At 33.7% G+C, this 16,436-nt stretch carries 17 protein-coding genes; all 17 read left to right on the forward strand.

The genetic code is table 11. The annotated features are described in order from the left end of the window. The first annotated feature begins 6 nt into the window (after positions 1–6). The 17 genes from P176_RS0108315 to P176_RS20820 all read left to right on the forward strand — a co-directional run bounded on the left by P176_RS0108315 (position 7) and on the right by P176_RS20820 (position 16,393). Positions 7–1,059, forward strand: coding sequence for a hypothetical protein (locus P176_RS0108315; RefSeq protein ID WP_026754273.1), 1,053 nt, complete (start codon positions 7–9; stop codon positions 1,057–1,059). After that, positions 1,052–2,104, forward strand: a complete 1,053-nt coding sequence (gene rfbB, locus P176_RS0108320; RefSeq protein WP_026754274.1) for a dTDP-glucose 4,6-dehydratase — start codon at positions 1,052–1,054, stop codon at positions 2,102–2,104. Before P176_RS0108315 ends, rfbB begins: the two co-directional genes overlap by 8 nt. A 4-nt stretch (positions 2,105–2,108) precedes the next feature. Further along, complete coding sequence (gene rfbA, locus P176_RS0108325; RefSeq protein ID WP_026754275.1) at positions 2,109–2,975, forward strand: glucose-1-phosphate thymidylyltransferase RfbA; 867 nt, start codon at positions 2,109–2,111, stop codon at positions 2,973–2,975. Then, the gene (gene rfbC / locus P176_RS0108330) at positions 2,975–3,526 is read left to right on the forward strand and encodes a dTDP-4-dehydrorhamnose 3,5-epimerase (protein ID WP_026754276.1); all 552 of its coding nucleotides are present in this window, start codon (positions 2,975–2,977) and stop codon (positions 3,524–3,526) included. The genes rfbA and rfbC overlap by 1 nt, the downstream gene beginning before the upstream one ends. Continuing rightward, complete coding sequence (gene rfbD, locus P176_RS0108335) at positions 3,516–4,373, forward strand: dTDP-4-dehydrorhamnose reductase (RefSeq protein ID WP_026754277.1); 858 nt, start codon at positions 3,516–3,518, stop codon at positions 4,371–4,373. The genes rfbC and rfbD overlap by 11 nt, the downstream gene beginning before the upstream one ends. A gap of 115 nt (positions 4,374–4,488) precedes the next feature. Then, positions 4,489–5,607 (forward strand): GDP-mannose 4,6-dehydratase, encoded by a 1,119-nt coding sequence (gmd, locus tag P176_RS0108340; RefSeq protein WP_026754278.1) that lies wholly within the window; start codon positions 4,489–4,491, stop codon positions 5,605–5,607. A 6-nt stretch (positions 5,608–5,613) separates the two neighbouring features. Next, entirely contained in the window at positions 5,614–6,660 is a 1,047-nt protein-coding gene (locus P176_RS0108345) for a GDP-L-fucose synthase (protein WP_026754279.1), read from the forward strand. Next, positions 6,632–7,447: a 3'(2'),5'-bisphosphate nucleotidase CysQ gene (gene cysQ, locus P176_RS0108350; protein ID WP_037348834.1), complete on the forward strand. Its 816-nt coding sequence runs from the start codon at positions 6,632–6,634 to the stop codon at positions 7,445–7,447. The genes P176_RS0108345 and cysQ overlap by 29 nt, the downstream gene beginning before the upstream one ends. Beyond that, positions 7,447–7,875, forward strand: a complete 429-nt coding sequence (locus P176_RS0108355) for a DUF2061 domain-containing protein (protein WP_037348836.1) — start codon at positions 7,447–7,449, stop codon at positions 7,873–7,875. The genes cysQ and P176_RS0108355 overlap by 1 nt, the downstream gene beginning before the upstream one ends. Before the next feature lie 7 nt (positions 7,876–7,882). Continuing rightward, positions 7,883–8,485, forward strand: coding sequence for an adenylyl-sulfate kinase (gene cysC, locus P176_RS0108360; RefSeq protein ID WP_026754282.1), 603 nt, complete (start codon positions 7,883–7,885; stop codon positions 8,483–8,485). Then, the gene (gene cysD / locus P176_RS0108365) at positions 8,478–9,383 is read left to right on the forward strand and encodes a sulfate adenylyltransferase subunit CysD (protein WP_026754283.1); all 906 of its coding nucleotides are present in this window, start codon (positions 8,478–8,480) and stop codon (positions 9,381–9,383) included. The genes cysC and cysD overlap by 8 nt, the downstream gene beginning before the upstream one ends. Positions 9,384–9,390: 7 nt before the next feature. Continuing rightward, on the forward strand, positions 9,391–10,650 hold the full coding sequence (gene cysN / locus P176_RS0108370) for a sulfate adenylyltransferase subunit CysN (protein WP_369793781.1): 1,260 nt from the start codon (positions 9,391–9,393) through the stop codon (positions 10,648–10,650). Positions 10,651–10,692: 42 nt separating this feature from the next. Beyond that, complete coding sequence (wecB, locus tag P176_RS0108375; RefSeq protein ID WP_026754285.1) at positions 10,693–11,823, forward strand: non-hydrolyzing UDP-N-acetylglucosamine 2-epimerase; 1,131 nt, start codon at positions 10,693–10,695, stop codon at positions 11,821–11,823. Position 11,824: 1 nt separating this feature from the next. After that, positions 11,825–13,039, forward strand: a complete 1,215-nt coding sequence (gene wecC / locus P176_RS0108380; protein ID WP_026754286.1) for a UDP-N-acetyl-D-mannosamine dehydrogenase — start codon at positions 11,825–11,827, stop codon at positions 13,037–13,039. A 438-nt stretch (positions 13,040–13,477) separates the two neighbouring features. Beyond that, a complete protein-coding gene (locus tag P176_RS0108385) occupies positions 13,478–14,671 on the forward strand; it encodes a hypothetical protein (protein WP_026754287.1) in 1,194 nt (397 codons plus the stop codon). Between the two features lie 2 nt (positions 14,672–14,673). Continuing rightward, on the forward strand, positions 14,674–15,168 hold the full coding sequence (locus P176_RS0108390; RefSeq protein ID WP_037349211.1) for an acyltransferase: 495 nt from the start codon (positions 14,674–14,676) through the stop codon (positions 15,166–15,168). 4 nt (positions 15,169–15,172) lie between these two features. Continuing rightward, positions 15,173–16,393 carry a DUF6369 family protein gene (locus P176_RS20820; protein WP_026754289.1) on the forward strand — a complete coding sequence of 407 codons (1,221 nt, stop codon included), beginning with the start codon at positions 15,173–15,175 and terminating at the stop codon, positions 16,391–16,393. Positions 16,394–16,436 lie beyond the last annotated feature (43 nt).

Here is a 16,436-nt window from a genome sequence, read left to right on the forward strand (position 1 = left end):
ATACTCATGAGTGACAAACAAACTCAGAATTCTAATTCTGAAGAAGTTGATTTAGGACAATTGTTCAATGCCATTGGGAGAATTTTTGAAAAATTCTTCAAGTTTATTGGTTCAATTTTCAAAGCTGTTTTTTCGATTTTCCTTTTAGCCCTCAAGGCCATAATTGTTAATTTCAAGATCATTGCCATCGTTATAATTGCGGCTTTTATTGCTGGAGTTGTTTATGAAAGAACTCAAGAACCAGTATATTTTGGAAGGATGCTAGTTGAGCCTTACTTTGAATCTAAATATCAACTCGCAAGTAACATAGACTATTACAACTCGCTAATAAATAATGGTAATATTGAAGAATTGGCCTCACTCTTTGATATTCAGAAAGACGATGCTACACAGCTAGTTAATTTTAGTCTAGATGCTGGACCAGAAACCGAAAATGACTTACTTAAGGAATATGATTCTTATCTCAATACAATAGATAGTACAAGAGCAAAGAACACCACTTTCAAAGACTATAAAGAGAACAGGGATTTGTTTTCAAGTTCAATATTCTCAATTGAGGTGAAATCTTTCAAAAGGGATATATTCAGAGATTTAAATGAAGGATTTGAAAACTCTTTTGAAAATGATTATTCCAAAACTTTAAGAACTAGAAGAGATTCTACTATTGCTCTTAAGAAGCGAATCTTTAGGAGAAACTTAAAACAGCTAGATTCCATGAAACTAGTATATTTAAGTATTAAAGAAGAAGAAAGTAAGAGTGGCTCAGGAAGACTTAGCATTCAGGGTATGATGCCTGTTTCTCAAGAAAAAGCAGATACAAAAGAATATGAGCTCTTGCAAAACGAATTGCGCCTTAGGGATTCTCTTCGAGTGCTAGATCAACAAATTATTGAGGAAAATGTTTATTATGACGTTATTTCTAGATTTCCAGAACTTGGATCTCGAGACAACTCGATTTTTAGAAAATACAAATTAATTTTTCCAATAGTTGCATTCGTTCTACTAAGCCTATTGTTTCTGGGCATAAAAACTATAAAATTCATAAAATCCTATGAGTGAAAAATCAATTCTAATCACTGGAGGAGCCGGGTTTATAGGCTCACACGTGATAAAACTGTTTGTAGAAAAATATCCAAATTATAAAATCTATAACCTAGATGCCCTAACTTATGCTGGGAATTTAGAAAACCTCAAATCTATAGAGCATAAGTCAAATTATCATTTCATCAAAGGCGATATTAATGACGAATCTTTTATAGACTCTATTTTCCAAAAGCATAAATTTGATGCGGTCATTCATTTGGCGGCAGAATCGCACGTAGATCGATCCATAACCGACCCCTTGGCATTTGTAAAAACTAATGTGATTGGCACAATGAATCTATTAAATGCATTTAAAACACTCTGGAAAGACAATTTTAAAGATAAGTTATTTTATCACATTAGTACAGACGAGGTATATGGGACATTAGGTAAAACCGGATTATTTAAAGAAGATACACCATACGATCCAAATTCTCCATATTCTGCATCAAAAGCCAGCTCAGATCATTTTGTGAGAGCTTATGGCGAAACTTATGGTCTTCCATACATTATTACAAATTGCTCTAACAACTATGGCCCAAATCAGTTCCCTGAGAAATTGATTCCTTTATTCATTAACAATATTATTCAGAATAAAGCCTTACCTGTTTATGGCGATGGTAACTACACAAGAGATTGGCTATATGTTATAGATCATGCCATAGCAATAGATCTTGTTTTTCATGAAGGTCTTAATCATGAAACGTATAATATTGGTGGCTTTAACGAATGGAAAAATATTGAGTTAGTTGAATTACTTTGCAACTTAATGGATGAAAAACTGAACAGAACTAAAGGTTCATCCAAGCGCCTTATTACCTTTGTTAAAGATCGACCCGGTCATGACCTTCGATATGCTATTGACGCTTCTAAAATTGAGAAAAATTTGAGTTGGCGACCTTCAGTTACTTTTGAAGAAGGATTAAGTAGCACTATAGACTGGTATCTATCTAACGAAGAATGGCTTAAAAACGTTACTAGTGGTAATTATCAAAACTATTACCAGAAACAATATAGTTAAAGATATGAAAGGAATTATACTTGCCGGGGGTTCTGGCACGCGCTTACACCCTCTTACGCTATCTATTAGCAAACAACTCATGCCTGTTTATGATAAACCGATGATTTATTATCCGTTATCAACTTTAATGTATTCTGGTATTAAAGAAATTTTAATCATTTCAACCCCCAAAGATCTCCCTCTATTTCAAGATTTATTAGGAGATGGTCAAAAATATGGCTGCCGTTTTGAATATGAAATTCAAGAAGAGCCAAATGGTTTAGCAGAGGCATTTATTATAGGTGAAAAATTTATAGGAAATGATAAAGTCGCCTTGATATTAGGAGATAATATTTTCTATGGTTCTGGGTTATCAAATTTGCTTCAAGCCAATAATAATCCTGAAGGCGGCATTATTTACGCCTATCGTGTTCACGATCCAGAGCGCTATGGGGTTGCAGAGTTTGATGATGATGGACAAGTCATCTCAATTGAAGAAAAACCAGAAAAGCCTAAATCTAATTTTGCTATCCCAGGTATCTATTTTTACGATAACTCTGTAGTAAACATTGCAAAGAACATTAAACCTAGCCATAGAGGAGAGCTTGAAATCACAGATGTGAACAAGGCCTATCTATCACAAGGTAAATTAAACGTTAGTATTCTTGATCGAGGAACTGCTTGGTTAGACACAGGAACCTTTCAATCTTTAATGCAGGCCTCACAATTTGTCGAAGTCATAGAGGAGCGCCAAGGCTTGAAAATAGGATCTATTGAAGCCGCAGCCTATGAAATGGGCTATATTACCGAAAATCAATTTAAAGATCTGGCGAAACCATTATTGAAAAGCGGTTATGGAAAAAACTTATTGGGGTTAATTAAAAACAAATAATGCAAATAAAAGAGACACATTTAAAAGGGTGCTTTATTATTGAACCTATTGTTTTTAAAGATGAACGAGGGTACTTTTTTGAAAGTTTCAATCAAGCAAAATTCAAAGAACTTACTGGTGAAAACATCCATTTTGTTCAGGATAACGAATCCATGTCTTCTAGAGGAGTCTTAAGAGGCTTGCACTTACAGACTAGAAGACACCAACAGGCCAAACTTGTAAGGGTAATTAAAGGAGCTGTTTTAGATGTCTGTGTCGACTTGAGAAAAAACTCCATTTCTTTTGGCAAGCATTTTTCTGTAAAGCTTTCAGAAGAAAACAAAAAGCAATTGTTTGTTCCCAGAGGTTTTGCACATGGATTTGTGGTTCTAGAAGACGATACCATTTTTAGCTATAAATGCGACAATTATTATAACAAAGCATCTGAGTCGGGCATCATTTATAACGATACAATCCTGAATATCGATTGGCAAATTCCTGAAAACCAGCTTATACTTTCCGAAAGAGACACAAAACTACCAACGTTTAAAAATTTCAATTTTGAAAACTAAAATTTTGGTTACTGGCGCAAATGGACAACTAGGCCTAACCTTTCAAAAAAACTATAATAGCATTTCAGATGTATTTGAATTTCACTTTACCTCAAGAGATACTTTAGATATTTGCAATTCTGATCAAGTAGATGCTTATTTTGCTGAAAATCATTTTGATTACTGCATCAATTGTGCAGCATATACCAATGTTGAAGGCGCCGAAACTGAAGTTAAAGAGGCTTTCCATATTAACGCTGAAGGCCCAAAAATCTTAGCTGAATCATGCGAAAGGCATGACGTTATTTTAATACATATTTCAACAGATTACGTTTTTGACGGTACCAAAAAAACACCTTATTTGGAAGAAGACGAAACAAATCCTCTTAATCAATATGGAGAATCCAAGTTAAAAGGTGAGCATTATATAAAAGAGACCCTTACCAATTTTTTTATTATTAGAACCTCTTGGCTCTATTCCCCTTATGGGAAAAATTTCGCCAAAACCATCACTTCAAAACTTCAAAAAAATGAAGCTCTTAAAATTGTTACTTCGGAAACTGGAACACCAACAAGTTCTCTAGACTTAGCCGAATTTATCCTATATCTCATTAAGACCAAGTCTAAATCCTTTGGACTCTATCATTTTTCAGCTTCTGGTGAAACCACTTGGCATGGATTCGCTATTCAAATAGCTGAACAAATGAAAAAAAGTGAATTAATATCAAAGGTTGATAGTATTCCTATGAAAGCAAAACGGCCAAAATACAGTGTGTTAAACAATTCTAAAGCATCTAATTTAACAAATAAGTCTTTCCGTTGGCAAACAAGTGTTAATAGCACCATTTCTGAGCTATTGAAATCATAAAATGTTCGATTAATGCTTTGCATGATTGTAATTAACGTAGGAAATAATACCTTTGTCAACTTGTTGATTTTTATGGAAATCAACTTATACCAATACTAATTTTTAACCATAATCCATGCAAAACAAGGTTGCCTTAATTACAGGAGTTACAGGACAAGATGGAGCTTACTTAAGTGAGTTCCTCTTAAAAAAAGGATACATCGTTCACGGTATCAAAAGAAGATCTTCTCTTTTTAATACCGATAGAATTGATCATTTATATCAGGACCCACATGTTGAGGATCAAAAATTTTTCTTGCATTATGGAGACCTTACAGACAGTACGAACCTGATAAGAATCATTCAAGAGGTGCAGCCAGATGAGATTTACAACTTGGCTGCAATGAGCCATGTTCATGTCTCTTTTGAAATGCCTGAATATACTGCAAATGCTGACGGTATTGGAACTTTAAGACTTCTAGAAGCCATACGCATTTTAGGTATGGAGAAAAAAACCCGTATCTATCAAGCGTCCACTTCTGAGCTTTACGGTAAGGTTCAAGAAGTACCACAAACTGAAACCACACCCTTTTATCCACGTAGTCCTTATGCGGTAGCAAAAATGTACGCTTATTGGATTACCGTAAACTATCGTGAAGCTTATGGGATGTACGCCTGTAACGGTATTTTATTTAATCATGAATCCCCTATTCGCGGAGAAACTTTTGTGACACGGAAAATAACCAGAGCCACCTCTAAAATTGCTTTAGGTCTCCAAGATAAAATTTACTTAGGAAATTTAGATGCCCAAAGAGATTGGGGCCATGCTAAAGATTATATACGCATGATGTGGATGATCCTTCAAGCCGATGAGCCTGAAGATTGGGTTATCGCTACGGGCAAAACAACAACCGTTAGAGATTTTATAAAAATGTGCTTTTCTCATGTAGGAATTGAACTCGAATTTAAAGGAGAAGGTTCAAACGAGAAGGGTTATGTTAAGTCTTGCAGCAACTCAGATTATCAAATAAAAATTGGTCAAGAAGTTATTGCAGTTGATGAAAAATATTTTAGACCAACAGAAGTGGAATTACTCATTGGTGATGCCTCAAAAGCAAAACAAAAGTTAGGTTGGGTTCCAGAATATGATTTGGCTGGTTTGGTTAAAGACATGATGACCAGTGATATTGATCTCATGAAAAAACAACAGTATCTTAAAGATGGAGGATACAGAATCCAAAATTATTTCGAATAATCCGATATGGAAAAACATTCAAAAATCTATGTTGCAGGTCACAGAGGTCTTGTTGGAAGTGCAATCTTAGACAATCTTGAGCAAAAAGGCTATGATCATATCATTACTAGAACTCATGCCCAATTAGACTTAAGTAACCAAAATGCAGTTAGCGATTTTTTCGAAAAAGAAAAGCCAGACTATGTAATTCTAGCTGCAGCTAAAGTAGGTGGCATTATTGCAAATAATGTGTATCGTGCTGATTTCATCTATGAGAATATGATGATCCAAAACAATGTCATCCATCAAAGTTACCTTCATGACGTTAAAAAACTGCTCTTTTTAGGAAGCACTTGTATTTACCCAAAAAATGCCCCGCAACCTATGGAAGAGTCCTGTCTGTTAACAGACACCTTAGAATACACCAATGAGCCCTATGCTATTGCTAAAATAGCCGGAATTAAAATGTGTGAGAGCTATAACTTACAATATGGCACGAACTTCATTTCGGTAATGCCCACAAATCTTTATGGGCCGAATGATAATTTTGATTTAGAAAAATCGCACGTGCTTCCAGCACTAATAAGAAAATTACATTTAGCAAAATTACTGAATGAATCTGATGAAGCTGCTGTTCTTACAAATACGGGGCTTTCAAATATTACCGAGGCCAAATCTTATCTATCATCATTTGGGGTGACTTCGGAAAGTGTGGAAATATGGGGTTCTGGAGCACCTAAAAGAGAGTTTTTATGGTCTAAGGATATGGCCGATGCTTGCGTATTTCTGATGGAAAACCGAAACTTCGATGACACCTTCTCTAAAGAAGATAAAGAAGTGCGTAATACCCATATTAATATAGGCACAGGAGAGGATATTTCTATAAAAGAACTAGCCGAAATGATAAAAGAAATCGTTGGATTTAAAGGCAAACTTGTTTATAATTCTGATAAACCCGACGGCACAATGAGAAAGCTAACCGATGTCTCAAAATTAAACGCACTAGGCTGGAAACACAAAATGAATTTAGAAAACGGAATAGAACATGTCTACAACTGGTATAAAGCTCAATAGTAATTTAAGAACGGCTATAGAGGCCTCATTAAAGGCAGGTGAAGTCATCATGCACGTTTATGATACTGAATTTGATGTGGAGCTTAAAGATGATAAATCCCCGCTGACAGAAGCCGATAAAAGAGCAAACGATGTTATTAATTCATTTTTGATTCCTACAGAAATTCCTATTATTAGTGAAGAAAATAAACAGACCGATTATTCCATTAGAAAAGATTGGAAACACTGTTGGGTAGTTGATCCAGTAGACGGCACGAAAGAATTTATTAAACGTAATGGAGAATTCACAGTCAACATCGCTCTTATAAAAGATGGTAAACCAGAATTAGGTGTGATCTATGTTCCAGCTACAAAGATTCTTTATTACGCTGATGTAGCGACTCAAAAAGCTTATAAAGCAGAATTGAGCAGTCATTTGACCCCAATGCATGATATTCTTGAGCGTTCAAAAGTACTTCAACCAAAACCAGATCATGAGCAAACTGTTGAAGTTGTTGGTAGTAGATCTCATATGAGTCAGGAAACTTTAGACTATGTAGAAGGCTTAAAAAAAGCCGGGAAATCTGTAGATATTGTGTCAAAAGGGAGCTCATTAAAATTTTGCTTGGTAGCAGAAGGTAGTGCCGATGTCTATCCACGTTTTGCACCAACCATGGAGTGGGATACCGCTGCCGGACAGGCCATTTGTAACGCTGTAGGTATTGAAGTTATTTCTAAAGAGACCGACCAACCACTACTCTACAATAAACACAACTTACTCAACCCCTGGTTTTTAGTTTCAAAATAATGAAAGACAACACCTATAAGAGGCATATCGCAAAAACCATAACTTGGCGGCTTGTAGGTACTATTGATACCATCATTTTATCTTGGATTATTTCTGGAGATCCCATGACCGGTCTAAAAATTGGCATGGCAGAGGTGGTTACCAAAATGCTACTTTATTATTTTCATGAACGAGTTTGGTTTAAAATAAATCTCTCTAAAGATGGCGAGACGTTAGAAAGCAGGAAAAGACATATTGCTAAAACCATTACATGGCGTTTAATTGGTACCATGGATACCATGTTGTTAGCATGGTTCATTTCTGGCAATCCTCTAACAGGTTTAAAAATTGGTTTTGCTGAAGTGGTCACTAAAATGTTACTCTATTATTTTCATGAACGTACATGGTACAAAATCAACTATGGTTTAAAATCAAGAACTAGCGATTAAAATTATTATGAAAGAAAACATCATTGCTCATAACTATCAAACATCTAAACTTGATAGAAATATAGCCAATAAGCATAAGTCTTTTTTAATTTGGTTTACGGGACTTTCAGGGTCTGGTAAATCTACCATCGCTAATTTGGTCGAAAACAAACTTCACACAAAAGGGATTAAAACATATTCTCTTGATGGGGATAACATAAGAAAAGGTATTAATAACGACCTCACTTTTACTCCTGAAGACAGAACTGAAAACATAAGACGTATTGCAGAAGTAGCAAATCTCATGGTAGACGCGGGTCTGGTGGTTTTAGCCGCCTTTGTTTCTCCCTATAAAAAAGACCGTGAGAATATTAGAACTATAGTCAAAGATGTTAACTTTGTAGAAGTTTTCATCAATACAAGCGTTGAAGAGTGTGAACGACGAGACGTTAAAGGACTTTACAAAAAAGCACGTGCAGGTGAGATTAAAAATATGACTGGGATTTCAGCCCCTTATGAGATACCTGAAAATCCAGATCTTGAAATTCTTACAGAAAACGAAACCATAGAAGAATCCGTTACAAAGATTCTCGATCTTATAACACCAAAATTACAACTCAACCATGAGTAAATATTTTTTAAATTATTTAGACGAACTAGAGAGTGAAGCGATCTATGTTCTACGAGAAGTTTGGGCCCAATTTGAAAACCCAGTCATATTATTTTCTGGTGGTAAAGATTCCATCTTAGTAACGCATCTTGCAAAAAAAGCGTTCTATCCAGCTAAAATTCCGTTTCCATTAATGCATGTGGATACTGGACATAATTTTCCGGAGACTATTCAGTTTAGAGATGATATCATCGCCGACTTAGGGGCTCAATTAATTGTTGGATCGGTACAAGAATCCATTGATGGCGGAAGGGTTTCCGAAGAAAGAGGTAAAAATGCTACTCGTAACGCTTTGCAAATCACGACGCTTTTAGATGCTATTGAGAGCAATAAAATAGATTGTGCTATTGGTGGCGGGCGTCGAGATGAAGAGAAAGCAAGAGCTAAAGAGCGCTTCTTTTCGCATCGTGATGATTTTGGACAATGGGACCCAAAAAATCAAAGACCAGAACTTTGGAACATCTTTAATGGAAAACATTTTGAAGGAGAACATTTTAGAGCTTTCCCAATAAGTAATTGGACTGAAATGGACGTTTGGAATTATATCCAACGTGAAAATATTGCAATTCCATCACTTTATTTTGCACATGAGCGCGAAGTGGTATGGAGACAAGGGAGCTGGATTCCTAATTCCGAATTCTTAGTGCTAGAAGATCATGAAGAAATAGTAACTAAAAAAATTCGATTTAGAACCTTGGGGGATATTACCATTACAGGGGGTATTGAATCTGATGCAGATACGTTGGAGAAAATCGCAGAAGAAGTTTCTGGAATGCGCCAAACAGAAAGAGGAAATCGCAGTGATGATAAGAGATCAGAATCCGCCATGGAAGATCGTAAGCGTCAAGGATATTTTTAAACAACAAATGAGCATGTTAGATAATAATCAATTATTAAGATTTACAACTGCAGGAAGTGTAGATGATGGTAAAAGTACCTTAATAGGCCGTTTACTATACGATTCTAAATCTATTTTTGAAGACCAACTTCAAGCCATAGAGAACACAAGTAAAAAGAAAGGTCATGATGGTGTAGACTTAGCCCTTTTTACAGATGGATTGAGAGATGAAAGAGAGCAAGGCATAACTATAGATGTGGCTTATAGATACTTCACCACTCCAAAACGAAAATTTATTATTGCTGATACTCCTGGCCATATTCAATACACCCGTAATATGGTAACTGGAGCATCCACAGCAAATGCTGCAATTATATTAGTGGATGCTAGACATGGCGTTATTGAGCAAACTAAAAGACACTCCTTTATTGCCTCTTTATTACAAATTCCGCATCTTATTGTTTGCGTAAACAAGATGGATTTAGTTGATTATAAAGAGGAGGCTTACAATAATGTGATAGAGCAATTTGAGGACTTTTCTTCAAAATTATTAGTAAAAGATGTTCGTTTTATTCCAATAAGTGCCCTAAATGGGGATAATGTCGTTAATCGATCAAAAAACATGGATTGGTACCAAGGTGCTCCTTTATTGCACACTTTAGAAACCATGCACATCAGTAGTGACATTAACAAAGTAGATGCGAGATTCCCTGTACAAACTGTTTTAAGACCACAGAACGAAGCGCATCGAGATTACAGAGGTTACGCTGGTAGAGTTGCTAGCGGCGTTTTTAGAGTTGGCGATGAGATTACGGTAATGCCTTCTGGATTTACCTCAAAAATTAAGACTATTGACACCCTAGACAAGCCTTTAGATGAAGCTCATGCTCCAATGTCTGTATCTCTAACGTTAGAAGACGACATAGATGTAAGCCGTGGCGATATGATTGTGCGTTCTAATAACAAACCCGAGGCGGTTCAAGATCTTGAGGTCATGCTTTGCTGGTTGCATAATGAGCCTTCAAAACCAAGAGCGAAATACAGTATACGACACACAAGTAACGAGCAAACGGCAATGATCAAAGAAGTGATCTATAAAATTAACATTGAAACGTTAGACCGTATCAATGACGATGATACACTGACTATGAATGATATTTCAAAAGTAAAAATACGAACCACAAAACCCTTGATGGTCGATTCTTACAGAGAGAACAGAACCACAGGTAGCATTATTCTTATTGATGATGCCACCAATGAAACGGTAGCTGCTGGAATGATAGTTTAGTAATAACATCCTTTTAAAATCCTGATACCCATAACACAGAAAATGCATAAAAAAAAAGTACTGATCGTATTTGGAACTAGACCCGAAGCCATTAAAATGTGCCCGCTGGTTAAAGCTCTACATGACCAACATCAACTTTTTAACACAAAGGTTTGCATCACGGCACAACATCGTGAAATGCTAGATCAAGTATTATCGTTTTTTGAAGTAATCCCCGATTACGATTTAAACTTAATGCAACCTAATCAAAATCTATATCATTTAACTGCAAATATCATTACTGCATTAAAGCCAATTCTAGAAGAATTTAAACCAGATTTTGTTTTCGTGCATGGAGACACTACAACAACTATGGCCGCCAGTATTGCTGGATTTTATTCTGGGGCAAAAGTTTGTCATGTTGAAGCCGGACTAAGAACTTTTAATAAAAAATCTCCATTCCCGGAAGAAGTCAATAGAAGTATTACGGGTCAAGTATCAGAATTTCATTTTGCACCTACAGTTACTTCAAGAGACAACTTACTAAATGAAAATATAAAGGAAGAAAATATTCTTGTCACTGGAAATACCGTTATTGATGCTCTAAATTTTAGTGCTGAAAAAGTAAAATCTTCAGAATTTAAGGATCCTGAAATTGAACACTTAAATTTAATTATAAACAATAATAAGCGTCTTATTTTAGTTACTGGTCACAGACGAGAAAATCATGGTCAAGGATTTGTAAATATTTGCAACGCTCTTAGAAAAATTGCTCTTAACAACAAGGATGTTCAAATAATATATCCCGTACATCTAAATCCAAAGGTTCAACAACCTGTTTACTCGATTTTAGGAAAAGTTGAAAATATTATTTTAATTGATCCACTTTCATACCCTGCTTTTGTTTATATAATGAATAGATCTCATATTATCATTACCGATAGTGGAGGTGTTCAAGAAGAAGCCCCTAGTTTAGGCAAACCCGTTTTAGTTATGCGCGATAATACAGAACGACCAGAAGCAGTAAAAGCTGGAACAGTACTTTTAGTAGGCACAGATGAATTAAAAATTTATGATGAAGCAAACAAGCTTTTAAACGATCAAAATGCTTATCTCAAAATGAGCATGTTGCACAACCCCTATGGTGATGGGACCGCTTGTCAAAAGATAGTAGAATTTATTAAAGACAAATAAAGTGAATAATACGTTTAAAGTTTCAATAATAGGATTGGGGTATATTGGTTTGCCAATGGCTGCCCTCCTAGCAAAAAATCACACTTATGTAAGTGGCGTTGATATTAACCCAAATGTAGTTGATACTATAAATAGAGGCGACGTACATATCGTTGAGCCCGATTTAGATGTCGTTATTTCTAAAGCCGTAAAAGAAGGGTATCTTTCAGCCGCCACAATACCTACAGAAGCTGATGTTTTTCTTATTGTGGTCCCTACTCCCTTTAAAGAAAAAAATGAACCCGATATCTCTTTCGTTTCGAATGCCACAAATAGTATTATCCCACTACTTAAAAAAGGAGATTTATATATTATAGAATCCACTTCGCCCATAGGCACTACAGAGCTTATGACAAACCTTATATTTGAGCAAAGACCAGAATTGAAAGGAGAAATCTTTATTGCATATTGCCCAGAAAGAGTGCTTCCAGGCAACGTAATGTACGAACTAGTTCATAATGATAGAGTAATTGGGGGTATCGATGAAAAATCTACGAAAAAGGCAGTTGATTTTTACCGTAAATATATTAAAGGAGATCTTCATGAGACAAATTCTAGAACGGCCGAAATGTGCAAACTTGTTGAAAACTCTTCTAGAGATGTGCAAATTGCGTTTGCTAATGAATTATCGTTAATTTGTGATAAAGCAGATATCAACGTTTGGGAACTTATAGAATTAGCAAACAAACATCCAAGAGTCAATATTCTGCAACCTGGTTGTGGCGTTGGTGGGCATTGTATAGCTGTAGACCCCTATTTTATCGTCTCAGATTACCCCATGGAATCCCAAATTATTGGAAAAGCAAGAGAAATCAATAATTATAAGTCTTTTTGGTGCGCAGAAAAAGTTCAAAATGCAAGACTAGAATACGAATTAAAACACGGAAAGAAGCCAAATATAGCTTTAATGGGATTGGCATTTAAGCCCAATATTGATGATTTAAGAGAATCCCCAGCTAAGTATATTGTTCAAAAGGTATTGCAAAACTCAAATAATGAAATCTACTACATTGTGGAACCAAACATTTCTGATCATAATGTATTTAAAATCACCGATTATAGGGTTGCATTTGAAAAAGCAGATATTCTTGTGTTTTTAGTTGCTCATGATGAGTTTTTTGGAATTTCCCCAAGAGAAGATCAAATTGTGTTGGATTTTTGTGGAGTATTTAAGTGAATTTAAATTGAAAACGATATCTAGGTTATTTGTTAGTCTTTTACCATTATTTAAATTGGAGCAATAATGAGAAAGTTTAACTTAGTGAGAAAAATTATTTCGATTCTTCGGATGGCTGAAATATCTGGCTAGAAAATGGCCGATGGATATGGAACATAAATACAATATCTGTCAATTCCTTAACTAAACCTCTGTGAGGTATAGTATTTTTTTGTTTTGAAATAGAAAGAGTCTAAATCTATATGCGAAACCGAAACAACGATTGTTTAATTTAAAGCTTTGAAATATCATTTGATATACTATTGGTGAATATCATATCAAATATAGAACTTATCAAAGTTGATAAACATTATTTTATTTTTATCCTTCATCTGATTATAAAGGTGAATTCTTAGGAAACAACTTGAATTGTAAGATTATAACCTTTAGAAGTTATTTATGTTTAAAAGGATTATAGATTTAAGCATAAAACACTCTTCATTAGCTGTAATGGCTCTAGGGTCATTGAGTATTTTTATTGCAAACCTAGGGTTTAAAAACGTCATGAGTGTTGATGGTTATTATCAATACTCGATAATTATTACTGTGCTAACACTTTTAACATCATTTGGTGTATTTGGCATAGAGCAAGTTTTTTTGAGATTGTCAGAGGTTAGGGAGAATAAAAAAATCTTACTCGACGTTAAATTGATCAAAATTGCGCTAATAGCTGCTTTGTTTAGCTCAGTATTAGCGTCGGTTTATTTTATTGTGATTTTAAAATTAAATATTAATTACTTCACAACCTTTTTCCTCTCGTTAGGGGTAATATGTTCAATGTTATTGTATAATGTGTTTCGTTTGGGAAGTCAATTTTTCTATTCTCAGACTATCCAAAATTCTTGGAAATTGACAATAGGATTTCTTGCTTTTTATTTTTTATTTATAGGTGAGTTAGCTTACTATTTGCGCATTGTGACCATTGTCCTATGGATTGTAATAACCGTATCGTTTATATTCTTAATAAAAAAAAATAAAATTAAATTAAATGATAAATTGGGCTATAATGAAATACTACTATTTAGTTTTCATTTTTCTATTGCACTATTAACATTGTCATTTTTAGCTCAAGGAGATAGGTTTTTTATTGAATTCTTATTCACAAAAAAGGAATTTGGTGATTACTTTTATTTGGGAACTGTTTTTTTGTTTCCATTTTCACTTTTACAGAGTTATGTGGGATTTAAAGAATTAGTATATATTAAATATCGAGACATAGATATCAAAAAGAGAATCCTTTCAATATTGAAAGTTTCTCTGTTACTTACGGGATTTATCATTTTACTTGCCTATTTTTTGACAGAATGGAATGTTTTAAAAATAGATTTTGCAGAAAATTTCATAATTATAGCCATGTTTCTAATTATGGGAAATACTAAAATGATCTATTCTCTTTTTTCAGCTATCATAGGGGTAAAGGCAGGTTTGAATGATATAAAAAAAATGAATTTTATTTTTATTCTTTTGTCACTCATTATCTTAATGTTTTTCTATTTTATGGATAAGTCTGTAGTGATAACAATATGTTTTTTTTCTTTTTTATGGCTTATTAGAGTTTTTATTTGGGGTTTTTATTCGAAAAAATATTTCTAGAAATGAGAATTAAATATGAACTAATATTGTGGTTTAACGGGTTTTTAAAAATAATACCAGGAAACATTGGTTGTACTTTAAGAAATGTCTTTTTACCCTATAAATGTGGTCAAAATGTTAAAGTTTGGGACTTGGTTCATATAGACTCCCCTTCAAAATTAAATATTGGAAATAATGTTTCTATAAATCGGGGCACAATAATTAACGCTGGAGGCAATGTTACACTCGGAAATGATGTATTAATAGGACCTAATGTAATTATTTACTCACAAAACCATAAATTTGATAGAAAGGAAGTTCCAATTCGTTTACAGGGCTATGATAGAAATCCCGTGTTAATTGGCGATAATGTTTGGATTGCGAGTAACGTAACCATTTTACCGGGTGTTAGTATAGCCGATAATGTTGTTGTTGGTGCAAACTCTCTAGTATCAAAATCTATTGATCATAGTGGTGTTTATGGTGGTTCACCATTAAAGCTATTGAAGAAATTTTAAAATTATGGGAGTCGCATTATATATCTTATTTTCTTTATTATTTTTTCTTTTAGGTTTAAACTGTAATAATTCAAAATATACAAAACTTTTTACATTTATAATTTTTGTGTTTCCATTTACGAACTTAAATACGAATTGGCACATTAATTTTCAAATACCTATTTTTTTGTTTTTTATTTTAGGCGGACTTCTTAAATTAAGATTTAAAAGCATCAAGTTTTATGTTCTTGATTATAAAATTTTGTTGGCAATACTTGCATTTCTGTTCTTCGTGCTAATAACCATTCCCTTAGCTTTAGACCACACTATAATTAATATTTTTAAAGATTTGAGATTTATTGTTTTTGGTGTAATACTATATGTATTTGTTAAACTAAATGGTAGCTTAAAATTAGATTATAACTATATTAACAAACTGATAAAATGGAATTTTTTACTTTCATTAATCATTTATTTTTTACTATATAAGTATGAAATTCACAAGTATATTACTAAGGACAATTATTTTAGTATAAATGAAGTAAGATACATGAATTATGCGACTTTTGTTCTTCCTTTTTATGTACTTCATTGCCTAGCAAATGATATAAGGATTAGTTTTACTAATTGGATCTATATTATAATTCCACTGCTAGCTTCCGGAAATCGAACGATTTCTCTAATATTACTTTTTTTCATAGGCTTGTCGTTTTTAAAAAAAGTATCAGTCAGAAAGATTCTTTTAGTCTTCTCTGCTTTACTTAGCATAGTGGTCTTTATGGTCTTCAATATTCAAAAAATAAGCGAAACATCTGCCTTATTTAGATTTAAAAAATTATTATCTCTAGAATATTTAGTTTCAATATTAAATACAAGGCTCAGTCCATTCTATAATGCTTTGGAATCATTTAGTTTGGTCAATTATTTTTTAGGAAAAGGAATAGGTTTTACATATTACATTCCCTGGTTTCATTATAGGAAGAATTTAGACGATTACAACATTTATTTAGATTCATTATTACCCACGCTGTACGGTAAATATGGTTTGTTCTTTTTTCTGCCTCTAATTTTTTTCTTTTATTTTTTAAAGTATTTATCAGATGTCAAATCCTTCAAGTATTATCTATTATTATTTATTATTTTAAGTTTGACCAATTCATTTATTTATCAAAATTATTTAACACTGGTACTCTTATTTATTTTTCTTTTCAGTCAGAATATTTTGAAGAAAAAAGTACATTCATAAAATGAAAATCCTTCACATAGTATATCAATCGCTACCCAATATA

Source organism: Sediminibacter sp. Hel_I_10 (assembly GCF_000688335.1).
Classification (GTDB): domain Bacteria; phylum Bacteroidota; class Bacteroidia; order Flavobacteriales; family Flavobacteriaceae; genus Psychroserpens.